Annotated in this window: 10 protein-coding genes; 3 read left to right on the forward strand and 7 right to left on the reverse strand. The window is 68.1% G+C overall.

The window, feature by feature from the left end; genetic code table 11:
- Window positions 1-12: 12 nt before the first annotated feature.
- The 4 genes from frr to rpsB form a co-directional block, all read right to left on the reverse strand.
- Complete coding sequence (frr, locus tag HWX31_RS16900) at window positions 13-573, reverse strand: ribosome recycling factor (protein ID WP_010092064.1); 561 nt, start codon at window positions 571-573, stop codon at window positions 13-15.
- A 112-nt stretch (window positions 574-685) separates the two neighbouring features.
- Window positions 686-1,399, reverse strand: a complete 714-nt coding sequence (gene pyrH / locus HWX31_RS16905; protein ID WP_006402648.1) for a UMP kinase — start codon at window positions 1,397-1,399, stop codon at window positions 686-688.
- Between the two features lie 157 nt (window positions 1,400-1,556).
- Window positions 1,557-2,438, reverse strand: a complete 882-nt coding sequence (gene tsf, locus HWX31_RS16910; RefSeq protein ID WP_174961974.1) for a translation elongation factor Ts — start codon at window positions 2,436-2,438, stop codon at window positions 1,557-1,559.
- Window positions 2,439-2,600: 162 nt separating this feature from the next.
- Window positions 2,601-3,344 (reverse strand): 30S ribosomal protein S2, encoded by a 744-nt coding sequence (rpsB, locus tag HWX31_RS16915; protein ID WP_010092062.1) that lies wholly within the window; start codon window positions 3,342-3,344, stop codon window positions 2,601-2,603.
- A 384-nt stretch (window positions 3,345-3,728) separates the two neighbouring features.
- Here rpsB and map point away from each other — a divergent pair, with 384 nt between their 5' ends.
- From map to HWX31_RS16930, 3 genes are read left to right on the forward strand one after another with little or no spacing between them, the layout of a single operon-like run.
- Window positions 3,729-4,544, forward strand: a complete 816-nt coding sequence (gene map, locus HWX31_RS16920; protein WP_059711121.1) for a type I methionyl aminopeptidase — start codon at window positions 3,729-3,731, stop codon at window positions 4,542-4,544.
- A 36-nt stretch (window positions 4,545-4,580) separates the two neighbouring features.
- Window positions 4,581-7,157, forward strand: a complete 2,577-nt coding sequence (locus tag HWX31_RS16925; RefSeq protein WP_174961972.1) for a [protein-PII] uridylyltransferase — start codon at window positions 4,581-4,583, stop codon at window positions 7,155-7,157.
- A 26-nt stretch (window positions 7,158-7,183) separates the two neighbouring features.
- Window positions 7,184-9,037 (forward strand): pseudouridine synthase, encoded by a 1,854-nt coding sequence (locus tag HWX31_RS16930; protein WP_174961970.1) that lies wholly within the window; start codon window positions 7,184-7,186, stop codon window positions 9,035-9,037.
- 119 nt (window positions 9,038-9,156) lie between these two features.
- Here the strand turns inward: HWX31_RS16930 and def are convergent, their stop codons facing one another.
- From def to HWX31_RS16945, 3 genes are all read right to left on the reverse strand, one after another.
- The gene (def, locus tag HWX31_RS16935; protein WP_059609162.1) at window positions 9,157-9,687 is read right to left on the reverse strand and encodes a peptide deformylase; all 531 of its coding nucleotides are present in this window, start codon (window positions 9,685-9,687) and stop codon (window positions 9,157-9,159) included.
- Window positions 9,684-11,759: an NAD-dependent DNA ligase LigA gene (ligA, locus tag HWX31_RS16940; RefSeq protein WP_174961968.1), complete on the reverse strand. Its 2,076-nt coding sequence runs from the start codon at window positions 11,757-11,759 to the stop codon at window positions 9,684-9,686. The genes def and ligA overlap by 4 nt, the downstream gene beginning before the upstream one ends.
- Window positions 11,760-11,911: 152 nt before the next feature.
- Window positions 11,912-13,213: a cell division protein ZipA C-terminal FtsZ-binding domain-containing protein gene (locus tag HWX31_RS16945; protein WP_174961966.1), complete on the reverse strand. Its 1,302-nt coding sequence runs from the start codon at window positions 13,211-13,213 to the stop codon at window positions 11,912-11,914.
- Window positions 13,214-13,237: the final 24 nt, after the last annotated feature.

Raw genomic sequence — 13,237 nt, forward strand, 5'->3', positions numbered from 1 at the left:
CGAGAACGACGGTCAGACCGTCATGATCTCCGCTTCCTTGCTCTGCACGAGCTTGTCGATTTCGGTCACGTGCTTGTCGGTCAGCTTCTGCACGTCGTCGCCCGCGCGGCGCTCGTCGTCTTCCGAGATTTCCTTGTCCTTGACCAGCTTCTTCAGCTGCTCGTTCGCGTCGCGGCGCAGGTTGCGGATCGCCACCTTCGCGGTCTCGCCTTCGCTCTTGACGACCTTCGTCAGCTCGCGGCGGCGCTCTTCCGTCAGCGGCGGCATCGGCACGCGGATCAGGTCGCCGGACGTCGCCGGGTTCAGGCCCAGGTCGGCTTCGCGGATCGCCTTCTCGACCTTCGCAACCATGTTCTTTTCCCACGGCTGCACGCCGATCGTGCGCGCGTCGACGAGCGTCAGGTTGGCCACCTGCGAGATCGGCACCATCGAGCCGTAGTAGTCGACCTGCACGTGATCGAGCAGGCCCGTGTGCGCACGGCCCGTGCGGATCTTCGCCAGATCGTTCTTGAACGCTTCGATCGAGCGCTGCATTTTCTGCTCTACGCCCTTCTTGACATCAGCGACACTCATTTCAACCTCCGAACCTTCAAATCTTCAATGAACGCGGACTCGTCGCGTGCGCAGCGGCGCCGCGCGGGCACGCCAACCGGTCGCCCGGCCGGACACCCGCATCCGCGGGAGTTTACACGTGGACGAGCGTACCCTCGTCCTCGCCCAGCACGATGCGCTTGAGCGCACCCGGCTTGTTGATCGAAAACACGCGAATCGGCAGCTTCTGGTCGCGGCACAGCGCAAACGCGGTCGCGTCCATCACCTGCAGGTTGCGGCTGATCGCCTCGTCGAAGCTGATCGTCGTGTAGCGCGTGGCCGACGGATCCTTCTTCGGATCGGCGGAATACACGCCGTCGACCTTCGTCGCCTTCAGCACCACCTCGGCGCCCACTTCCGAGCCGCGCAGCGCGGCGGCCGTGTCGGTCGTGAAGAACGGGTTGCCGGTACCGGCGGCAAAGATCACGACGCGGCCCTCCTCGAGCTGGCGGATCGCACGCGGGCGGATGTACGGCTCGACGACCTGATCCATCCGCAGCGCGGACTGCACGCGCGCCTCGATGCCGGCGTGGCGCATCGCGTCCTGCAGCGCCAGAGCGTTCATCATCGTCGCCAGCATCCCCATGTAGTCCGCCGTCGCGCGGTCCATGCCGGCCGCGCCGCCCGCCACGCCGCGGAAAATATTACCGCCGCCGATCACCACCGCGAGCTGCGTGCCGAGACGCACGACTTCGGCGATATCGGCCACCATCCGCTCAATCGTAGCGCGATTGATGCCGAAGGCATCGTCGCCCATCAGCGCTTCGCCGGAAAGTTTGAGGAGGACGCGTTTATAGGCATTGGACATAGGGGCTTCCGAGCGACGAGAGGATGACAACCACGAACTGTAGGGGCGAAATACTGATTCGGGCAAGCGCCGCCGGCCAGACCGGACCTTCCGGCCGGCCCGGCGACGCCGCCGGCCGCGGCGGAGCGGACGCCCGCCGCGGGTGCTGCCGGACTGCTTACTGCTGCTTTGCTGCTGCGACTTGGGCGGCCACTTCGGCCGCGAAGTCGTCCTGACGCTTCTCGATGCCTTCGCCGACGACGAACAGCGCGAACTTCTGCACTGCGGCATTCGCTGCCTTCAGCATCTGCTCGATCGTCTGCTTGTCGTTCTTCACGAACGACTGGTTCAGCAGCGACACTTCCTTCAGGTACTTCTGGACGCTGCCGTCGACCATCTTCGCGACGATCTCGGCCGGCTTGCCCGATTCCGCAGCCTTCTGCTCGGCCACGCGGCGTTCCGTCTCGATCAGTTCCGCCGGCACGTCAGCCGACGACAGCGCGACCGGCTTCATCGCCGCGATGTGCATCGCGACGTCCTTGCCGACTTGCTCGTCCGCGCCCGTGTACTCGACGATCACGCCGATACGCGCGCCGTGCAGGTACGTTGCGATCTTGTTCGCGGTTTCGAAACGGACGAAACGGCGGATCGACACGTTCTCGCCGATCTTGCCGATCAGTGCCAGGCGCACTGCATCGACCGTCGAGCCGTCGAGCGGCAGCGCCGACAGCGCGGCCACGTCGGCCGGGTTCTGCGTCGCGACGAGTTCTGCAACCGTCTTCGAGAACGCGAGGAAATCGTCGTTCTTCGCGACGAAGTCGGTTTCGCAGTTCAGCTCGACCAGCGCGCCTGCGTTGCCGCCGACGAACGATGCGACGACGCCTTCGGCCGTCACGCGCGATGCCGCCTTGCTCGCCTTGTTGCCGAGCTTGACGCGCAGCAGCTCTTCAGCCTTGGCCAGGTCGCCGTCGGCTTCCGTCAGCGCCTTCTTGCACTCCATCATCGGTGCGTCGGTCTTTGCGCGCAGTTCTGCCACCATGCTTGCGGTAATTGCCGCCATCATTCGCTCCTTGAGTCTGTATTCACAACGCCGCCCGCTTGGACGCGAACGGCCGAGATTCGTTTCCGGACCCGCGCCGATTCGGCGCGATCAGGTCCGGCGCACAAGCTTAAAAAAAGGGGGCCTGTTGAGAGCCCCCTTTTTGCGCCGGCTCGGGGCCAGTTACGCGTTTTCCTCGACGTACTCGTCGTCGCCGCCGCGCACTGCCTGGACCACTTCGTTGACCGCGTTCGCACGGCCTTCGAGGATCGCGTCGGCCACGCCTTCCGCGTACAGCGCGACTGCCTTGCTCGAGTCGTCGTTACCCGGGATCACGTAGTCCACACCTTCCGGCGAGTGGTTCGTATCGACCACGGCGATGACCGGCACGCCCAGCTTGTTCGCTTCCGTGACGGCAATCTTGTGGTAGCCGACGTCGACGACGAAGATCGCGTCCGGAATGCCGCCCATGTCCTTCACGCCGCCGATCGACTTCTGCAGCTTGGCGATTTCACGCTCGAACAGCAGCGCTTCCTTCTTGCTCATCTTCTCGAGCTCGCCTGCCTCGACCGCCGCTTCCATGTCCTTCAGGCGCTTGATCGAAACCTTCAGCGTCTTGAAGTTGGTCATCATGCCGCCGAGCCAGCGTGCGTTGACGTACGGCATGCCTGCGCGCTGCGCTTCCTGGGCGATCGTGTCGCGCGACTGGCGCTTCGTGCCGACGAACAGGATCGTGCCGCGGTTCGCCGCCAGCTGACGCACGTACTTCTGTGCGTCGTTGAACATCGGCAGCGTCTTTTCGAGGTTGATGATGTGAATCTTGTTGCGGTGACCGAAAATGAACGGTGCCATCTTCGGGTTCCAGAAGCGCGTCTGGTGACCGAAGTGGACACCCGCTTCCAGCATTTGGCGCATCGTAACTGCCATGTAAATTCTCCACGAGGGTTGGGTCTTAAGCCGGCTGCCGTACCGCCGCACGAACGAGCCCGCAGGCTTTCCGCTCCGTGCGGCCGGCACCCTGGTTGCGCCGGCTTGCGATTCGGCACGTGCAAAACAAGAATGCGCGTGCCGCAAAGCCTTTCACCGCAAACGCCGCCCCAGGTTGGGGCATCTATGGCATTTGAGTGTCGACTTAGCCAAAGAGTATAGCATGCCGAGTGGTCTGCCCTCAAGTCGCCCGACACTTTGCCGGGCCGGCGGCGGTGCCCGCGGCAATCCGCAAAAACCCGCATCCGCGCGGCCGCCGGGGGCTGCGACGCCCGGCATAAGGTGCGATAATCCGTCAATTCACCGCTTTCCAGGCACACCTCGATGGCTATTACGCTCAAAAACGAACACGATATCGCGCAGATGCGCGTCGCCTGCCGTCTGGCGAGCGAAGTGCTCGACTACCTCACCCCGCACGTCGTCGCGGGCATCACGACCGCCGAACTCGACCGCCTCTGCCACAACTACATGGTCGACGTGCAGGGCACGGTTCCCGCGACGCTGAACTACCAGCCGCCCGGCTACCCGCCCTACCCGGCGTCGTGCTGCATTTCCGTCAACGACGTGATCTGCCACGGCATCCCGGGCGACAAGGTGCTCAAGAACGGCGACGCACTGAACATCGACGTCACCGTGATCAAGGAAGGCTACTTCGGCGACACGAGCCGGATGTTCATCGTCGGCGAGGGCTCGATCCTCGCGAAGCGCCTCGTGCAGACCACCTACGAATGCATGTGGCTCGGCATCGACCAGGTCAAGCCGGGCGCGCACCTCGGCGACATCGGCCACGCGATCCAGAAGCACGCGGAAGCGCAGGGCTACAGCGTCGTGCGCGAATACTGCGGCCACGGCATCGGCACGGTGTTCCACGAGGATCCGCAGGTCGTCCACTACGGCCGCCCGGGCACCGGCGTCGAACTGAAGCCGGGCATGATCTTCACGATCGAGCCGATGATCAACGCCGGCAAGCGCGACATCCGCACGATGCCCGACCAGTGGACGGTCAAGACACGCGACCGCAGCCTGTCCGCGCAGTGGGAGCACACCGTGCTCGTCACCGACACCGGCTACGACGTGCTGACCGTGTCCGCCGGCTCGCCCGAGCGCCCCGTCTTCGCCAATTCGACCCCGGCGGCGTGAGCGCGTCCGCGCCCGCCCGCCTCTGACCCGCCGCCCATGAGCGCTCACGCCGCCCCCTCGACCGAAGCGCTCTCGCGGCGCGCCGAATTCAAGGCCGCGAAGGCCGACCTGCTCACGCGCTTTCGCAGCGCGACCAACGTCGCGTCGCTGATGCACGCGCTGTCGAAAGCCACCGACGATGCGCTCAAGCGCGTCTGGGACGATTGCGGGCTGCCCGCGACGCTCGCGCTCGTCGCGGTCGGCGGCTATGGGCGCGGCGAGCTGGCCCCCTATTCCGACGTCGACATCCTCGTGCTGCTGCCCGACGGGCACGCCGCCGAACTCGACGCCCGGATCGAGCGCTTCATCGGCATGGCCTGGGATCTCGGCCTCGAGATCGGCAGCAGCGTGCGCACGGTCGCGCAGTGCATCGAGGAGGCGTCGCAGGACGTCACGGTGCAGACCTCGCTGCTGGAAGCGCGCCGCATCGTCGGCAGCACCGCGCTGTTCGAGCGCTTCACGGTGCGCTACCACGAGGCGCTCGACGCGCGCGCGTTCTTCACCGCAAAGGTGCTCGAGATGCGCCAGCGCCACGCGAAGAGCCAGGACACGCCGTACAGCCTCGAGCCGAACGTGAAGGAAAGCCCGGGCGGGCTGCGCGACCTGCAGACGATCCTGTGGATCGCGCGCGCGGCCGGCTTCGGCAGCAGCTGGCGCGAGCTCGACACACGCGGCCTCATCACCGAGCGCGAAGCGCGCGAGCTGCGCCGCAACGAGGGCTTCCTGAAGACGCTGCGCGCGCGGCTGCACGTGATCGCCGGGCGCCGCCAGGACATGCTCGTGTTCGACCTGCAGACCCAGGCGGCCGAAAGCTTCGGCTACCAGCCGACGCCCGCGAAGCGCGCGAGCGAGCAGCTGATGCGCCGCTATTACTGGGCCGCGAAGGCCGTCACGCAGCTCGCGACGATCCTGATCCAGAACATCGAGGCGCAGCTGTTCCCGGCCACGAGCGGCATCACGCGCGTGCTGTCGCCCGAGCGCTTCGTCGAGAAGCAGGGGATGCTCGAGATCGTCGACGACGACGTGTTCGAGCGCCATCCGGACGCGATCCTCGAGGCATTCCTGCTCTACGAGACGACGCGCGGCGTGAAGGGCCTGTCCGCGCGCACGCTGCGGGCGCTGTACAACTCGCGCGAGATCATGAACAACACGTGGCGGCGCGATCCGCAGAACCGCCGCACGTTCATGCAGATCCTGCAGCAGCCCGAAGGCATCACGCACGCGTTCCGGCTGATGAACCAGACGAGCGTGCTCGGCCGCTATCTGCTGAACTTCCGCCGCATCGTCGGCCAGATGCAGCACGACCTGTATCACGTGTACACGGTCGACCAGCACATCCTGATGGTGCTGCGCAACATCCGCCGCTTCGCGGTCGCCGAGCATGCGCACGAATATCCGTTCTGCAGCCAGCTGATCGGCAACTTCGAGCGGCCGTGGGTGTTGTACATCGCGGCGCTGTTCCACGACATCGCGAAGGGCCGCGGCGGCGATCACTCGACGCTCGGGATGGCCGACGCGCGGCGCTTCTGCCGCGAGCACGGCGTGGCCGGCGACGATGCCGCGCTGATCGTCTGGCTGGTCCAGCATCACCTGACGATGAGCCAGGTCGCGCAGAAGCAGGACACGAGCGATCCGGAAGTCGTCAAGCGCTTCGCCGATCTCGTCGGCAGCGAACGCCGGCTGACGGCGCTCTACCTGCTGACCGTCGCCGACATCCGCGGCACCAGCCCGAAGGTCTGGAACACGTGGAAGGGCAAGCTGCTCGAAGACCTGTACCGCGCGGCGCTCGCGGTGCTGGGCGGCGCGCAACCCGACGCGCATTCCGAACTGAAGTCGCGCCAGGAAGAGGCGCTCGCGCTGCTGCGCCTCGAGACCGTGCCCACCGATGCGCACCGCGCGCTGTGGGACCAGCTCGACGTCGGCTTCTTCCTGCGCCACGACGCCGCCGACATCGCCTGGCAGACCCGCGTGCTGTACCGGCACGTGAACGCCGAGACCGCGATCGTGCGCGCGCGGCCGTCGCCCGTCGGCGATGCGCTGCAGGTGCTCGTCTACGTGAAGGACCGCGCGGACCTGTTCGCGGGCATCTGCGCGTACTTCGACCGCAACGGTCTGTCGGTGCTCGACGCGCGCATCAGCACGACGCGGCACGGCTATGCGCTCGACAACTTCATCGTCACGCAGACCGAGCACGACGTGCAGTACCGCGACATCGCGAACCTCGTCGAGCAGCAGCTGGCGACGCGCCTCGCCGAGGCCGCGCCGCTGCCGGAACCTTCAAAGGGCCGGCTGTCGCGGCTGTCGCGGACGTTTCCGATCACGCCGCGCGTCGACCTGCGGGCCGACGAGCGCGGCCAGTACTACATCCTGTCCGTGTCCGCCAACGACCGGCCGGGCCTTCTCTATTCGATCGCGCGCGTGCTGGCCGAGCACCGGGTCGGCGTCCACGCGGCGCGGATCAATACGCTCGGCGAACGCGTCGAGGACATCTTCCTGCTCGACGGCGCCGGCCTCTCCGGCAACCGTCTGCAGATTCAGGTGGAAACCGAGTTGCTGCGCGCGATCGCAGTCTGAAACAGTTTGAAAGTATCCCAGCGTTTATGCGCACCAAATTGACCGTCAAGAATCCGCGGCCGGCGTCGCCGACCCGCGCACCCGTCCGTTCCGGCAGCCTCGTCGCCCGCAAGCCGGTGCGCGCCGCCGCACCGGATGCGGCAGCCAAGCCGGCCCGCCCGAAGAAGGCGCCCGCGCCGGCGGCCGCCGGCGAGCGTGCGTTCAAGCCGCGCGCCGCCGGCGGCGCGGACCGCCCGGGCGCGGATCGCGCACCGGCGAAACGTCCGCCGCGTGACGGCGGCGCCGAGCGGAGCTATCGCGGCGGCGATGCGAAACCCACCGGCCGCACCGAACAACGTGGCGCGAGCCGCCCCGGCGAAAACCGCCCGTATCGCAACGCGGAAGGCAAGCCCGGTGCGCGCGGCGAGCGCGGCGAATCGCGCCCGTATCGCAGCGCGGATGCAAAACCCGCGGGCCGTACCGAGCGCGGTGAGCGCCGCTCGGGCGAGGACCGTCCGTATCGCAACACGGAAGGCAAGCCCGGTGCACGCGGCGAGCGCGGCGAATCTCGTCCATATCGCAGCGCGGATGCAAAACCCGCAGGCCGTACCGAGCGCGGCGAGCGCCGCTCCGGTGAAGGCCGCCCGTATCGCAGCGCGGACGCGAAGCCCACGGGCCGCACGGAACGCAGCGAGCGCCGCTCCGGCGAGGACCGTCCATATCGCAGCGCAGAAGGCAAGCCCGCCGTGCGCGGCGATACCCGCCCGTATCGGAGCGCGGATGCAAGACCCGCGGGCGAGCGCCGCAGCGCCGACGGCAAGTTCAGCCGAGGCAAGCCCGACGCGCGCCCGGCCCGCCGCGGCGACGACGATGCGCGCCCGCGCCGTGCGAGCGCCGGCGCCGAAGGCGGCAAGCGCCCCTATCGCGACACGGCCGGCGGCGAAGGCGCGAAGCGCAGCTTCGGCGAACGCCGCACTTCGTCCGACCGCCCGGCCCGCGCGCCGCGCGACGGCGATCGCGCCGCGCGCGGCCCGAACGCCCCCGCCAAGCGCGGCGCTGCCGAACGGCCGTCGTCCGGCGCGGGCTTCAAGACCGCGCAACCGGTGAAGCGCCGGGCAGCCGACGTGGATCGCGGCGACGAGTCCGGCCTGATGCGCCTGTCGAAGCGGATGTCCGAACTGGGCCTGTGCTCGCGCCGCGAAGCCGACGAATGGATCGAGAAAGGCTGGGTGCTGGTCGACGGCGAACGCATCGACACGCTCGGCACCAAGGTGCGCGCCGACCAGCGCATCGAGATCGACGAACGCGCCAGCGCGGCACAAGCGGCGCAGGTGACGATCCTGCTGCACAAGCCGGTCGGCTACGTGTCGGGCCAGGCGGAAGACGGCTACGAGCCCGCGACCGTGCTGATCACGCGCGAGAACCACTGGAGTGGCGACCGCTCGGCGCTGCGCTTCTCGCCGCAGCATCTGCACTCGCTCGCACCGGCCGGCCGGCTCGACATCGACTCGACCGGCCTGCTCGTGCTGACGCAGAACGGCCGGATTGCGAAGCAGCTGATCGGCGAACAGTCGGACATCGACAAGGAATACCTGGTGCGCGTGCGCTTCGGCGAGCGCCTGATCGACATTGACCAGCACTTCCCGGCGGAATCCCTCGCGAAGCTGCGCCACGGCCTCGAGCTCGACGGCGTCGCGCTGAAGCCCGCGATGGTGAGCTGGCAGAACAGCGAGCAGCTGCGCTTCGTGCTGCGCGAAGGCAAGAAGCGCCAGATCCGCCGCATGTGCGAGCTGGTCGGCCTCGAGGTGGTCGGCCTCAAGCGCGTGCGCATGGGCCGCGTGATGCTCGGCGCGCTGCCGCAGGGGCAATGGCGCTACCTGTCGGCCGACGAGACGTTCTGACGGCGGTTCCGACGGCCATACGCGGCGCGTCCGCGCACGTTACGAAAAAGCCCGCCGTGTTTTTCCGGCGGGCTTTTCTCATTCCGGCGGGCAACGCGAGCGATCGCATCCGCCCCGCATCAGTCGTCCGTCGCGTCGAGCCCCGGAAACAGCACGTCGGTAAACCCGAAGCGCGTGAAGTCGGTGATCCGCATCGGGTACAGCTTGCCGATCAGGTGATCGTATTCATGCTGGACGACCCGCGCGTGAAACCCTTCCGCGACGCGGTCGATCTTCTCGCCGAACTGGTCGAAGCCGCTGTAGCGGATCTTCGCGTAGCGGCTGACGACGCCGCGCATGCCCGGCACCGACAGGCAGCCCTCCCAGCCCTCCTCCATGTCCGGCGGCATGTACTCGACCTTCGGGTTGATCAGTACGGTCTCGGGCACGGGCGGCGCTTCCGGGTAGCGGTTGTTGTTGCCGAAGCCGAAGATGATGACCTGCAGGCCGACGCCGATCTGCGGCGCGGCCAGTCCCGCACCGTTTGCGTGATGCATCGTCTCGAACATGTCCGCGACCAGTTCGTTCAGCGCCGGCGTGCCGAACTGCTCGACCGGCGCGGCAATTTCGAGCAGGCGCGGGTCGCCCATCTTCAGAATCTCGCGAATCATGGGGCATGGCCCTCCAGAAGTTGGTGTAATCCGTCTTCGTCCAGCACGGGGATGCCGAGCTCCTCGGCCTTCGCGAGCTTGCTGCCCGCCTCCGCGCCCGCGACGACATAATCGGTCTTCTTCGACACCGAGCCGGCGACCTTCGCGCCGGCCGCCTCGAGCATCTCCTTCGCCGCATCGCGCGTGAGGTTCGGCAGCGTGCCCGTCAGCACGACGGTCTTGCCGGCCAGCACGCCCTGCGGCGCCTTCGGCGCGGGCGGCCCTTCGGGCCACGTAACCTTGCCCGGCGCGCGCAGCTGCTCGATCACCGTGCGGTTGTGGTCCTCCGCGAAGAACTGGTGGATCGACTCGGCGACGATCGGCCCGACGTCGTTGACTTCGAGCAATTCCTCGAGCGTCGCGTCCATGATCGGGGTCAGCGAGCCGAAATGCTTCGCGAGATCCTTCGCGGTCGATTCGCCGACGTGGCGGATGCCGAGCCCGTAGATGAAGCGTGCCAGCGTCGTGTGCTTGGCCTTCTCGAGCGAATCGAGCAGGTTCTGCGCGGACTTCTCCGCGAACCGGTCGAGTTCCGCGAGCGTCGCGAAACCGAGGTTGAACAGGTCGGCCGGCGTGCGCACGAGGTTCTGCTCGACCAGCTGGTCGATGATCTTCTCGCCGAGCCCGTCGATGTCGAGCGCGCGCCGCTGCGCGAAGTGCCACAGCGCCTGCTTGCGCTGCGCCGGGCAGAACAGGCCGCCCGTGCAGCGGGCGATCGCCTCGTCCGGCAGCCGCTCGATGCGCGAGCCGCACACCGGGCACTCGGTCGGCATCACGAACTCCGGTGCCGGGTCCGGCCGCCGGTCGAGCACCGCGCCGACCACTTCCGGAATCACGTCGCCCGCACGCCGCACGATCACCGTGTCGCCGATGCGGATGTCCTTGCGGCGCACCTCGTCCTCGTTGTGCAGCGTCGCGTTGGTCACGGTCGCGCCGCCGACGAACACCGGCTCGAGCCGCGCGACCGGCGTGATCGCACCGGTGCGCCCGACCTGCACGTCGATCGCGACGAGCGTCGTCAGCGCTTCCTGCGCGGGAAACTTGTGCGCGAGCGCGAAGCGCGGCGCGCGCGACACGAAGCCGAGCCGCTCCTGTTCGTCGCGGCGGTTCACCTTGTAGACGACGCCGTCGATGTCGTACGGCAGCGACTCGCGCTGCTCGCCGATCTTGCGGAAGAACCCGAGCAGCCCGTCCGAGCCGCGCACGACCGCGCGCTCGCGATTCACCGGCAGGCCGAGCGTCTGGTACCAGTCGAGCAGCGCGCTGTGCGTGTCGGGCATCGGCGCGCCGTCGAGCACGCCGATCCCGTACGCGAAGAACGACAGCGGGCGCTGCGCGGTGATCTTCGGATCGAGCTGGCGCAGGCTGCCGGCCGCGGCATTGCGCGGGTTCGCGAATTCGCGCTGCTCGGCCGCGCGCTGGCGTTCGTTCAGGCGCGCGAAATCGCGCTTGAACATCAGCACCTCGCCGCGCACGTCGAGCACGGCCGGCAGGTTCTTGCCCTTCAGCTTCAGCGGCAGCGAGCGGATCGTGCGGACATTCTGCGTCACGTCCTCGCCGGTCGTGCCGTCGCCGCGCGTCGACGCCTGCACGAACGCGCCGTTTTCGTAGCGCAGCGAGATGGCGAGGCCGTCGAATTTCAGCTCGCACGCGTATTCGACAGGATCGGTCACCGATCCGGCGAGATCGACGGCCTTGTCGAGCGCGTCGGCGATGCGCTTGTCGAACGCGACGATGTCCTCGTCCTCGAAGCCGTTGTTCAGCGACAGCATCGGCGCGTCGTGGACGACCGGCGTGAAGCCGCCCGCGACCGCGCCGCCGACGCGCTGCGTCGGCGAGTCGGGCGTCACGAGTTTGGGGTGGTCCGCCTCGAGCTGTTGCAATTCGAGAAACAGTCGGTCGTATTCGGCGTCGGGCAGGTCCGGCTGGTCGAGCACGTAATAGGCGTGGTTCGCCCGCTCGAGTTGGTCGCGCAGCCACGCGGCGCGCGCGTCGGGCTGGCTGGCTGGCGGTTCGGCTTGGGTTCGGGCCATGCTGGCGGCAGATTCTTTCTGAGACAATCGAATGCCAGATTATCTCAGTTTGGCGCCGCGCCGGGGGCCGGAAACGGCGTGGCGCGCGATGCTGCCGACAGCCGCCGGCAGCGGGTCGCGGCGGCATCGCACGCCGCGACCGGCGGTTCGCGTTACTGGCTGAACAGCCGCCGCGTGACCGGCGAGCCGGCCGGAATGCCGGCTTCCTCGAGCTTCGCGTACAGCTTCATCAACTGCTGCTCGATCGCGAGCAGCGTCGATTCCGGCAGCGGCCGGCGCTGGTCGTCGACCACCCGCGCGCCGATCCGCTCGGACAGCGACTTCGCGTAGTCGCACATCAGCCGGAACGGCAGGATGTCCTCTTCCGCGACCGGCACGTCGAGCACCAGCGTGATCATGTTGCCGCCCTTGTAGGTCAGGTCGTCGCGCAGGAAGTTGGTATCGCCGAACTGCAGCATGAACACCGGATTCTGCTTCGCGTCGAGCTTGACGAAGCGCGTGCCGTCGCGCGACAGCAGCAGCCCGTCCTGCGACGCCACCGCCTGCACGTAGTTGGCCGACCACGGCGCGCCGTCCGACATCACGTTGATCGACAGCTGCGCGTCGCATTGCGCGGCGAAGCCGTCGAGCTCGCGCGCCATCGACACCGTCTCCATCATGTCCGGGAATTCGGGCGCGCCGTCGATCGCGTCGGCGAACTGCTGGACGCCCGTCACGAATTCCGAGAACTCCAGCTCGTTCAGCGGGCCGCCGCGGTTCGCGAGCTGCGCGGCCGCGCGCAGCTCGTCGTAGCGCACGCCGTTCTGCAGCAGCTCCCAGTTGCCGCCCTCCGGCTTGCCTTCGATGTGCACCGGCTTGCTGCCCGCGCGACGCAGGCGCTGTGCGGCCGGCAGGATCTTGTCGCCCGGCAGCGGCGACGCGAGACGGATCGGCACGATGCAATCGATCCGGCGGTCGACGACCGCGGGCGGCGCCGCGGAGATCGTCGTCGCGGCCGGCAGCACCGGCTCGATCGGCTCAACCGGCTCGCTCGCGCCGCTTTCGTCGGCCGTCTCGGCGACCGGCAGATCGGCCGACGTCGCCTCGGCCTGCAGGTCCGCCGGCATGTCGGCAGGCGCCGCGCCGGCCAAGGCGGCCCCGCCTGAAGTGGCCCCGCCTGAGGTGGCCCCGCCGAACGTCGGCTCGACGCGTGCGGCCTCGGCCGACGCGCCCGCGGCGCCGGTCGCACCCTCGGCGTCCGGCGCCGCCGACTCGCGGCGCGCCGGCTGGCGCACGGGCTCGATGAACGGCAGCTCGTCGTCACGCTCCGGGCGGTGCATCGCGTCCGCCGTCTCCTGCGGCATCGGACGCGGCATCTTGCGCCGCACCTTCGCGCCCTGCCACGCGTTGTAGACCACGACGCCGCCCACCACGACCGCGCCTGCGCCGATCAAACCGAGTGTCAACTCGTCCATGCACGCTCCATCACAATTCTTTTT

This window comes from Burkholderia ubonensis (genome assembly GCF_902833085.1).
GTDB classification, from domain to species: Bacteria; Pseudomonadota; Gammaproteobacteria; order Burkholderiales; family Burkholderiaceae; genus Burkholderia; species Burkholderia ubonensis.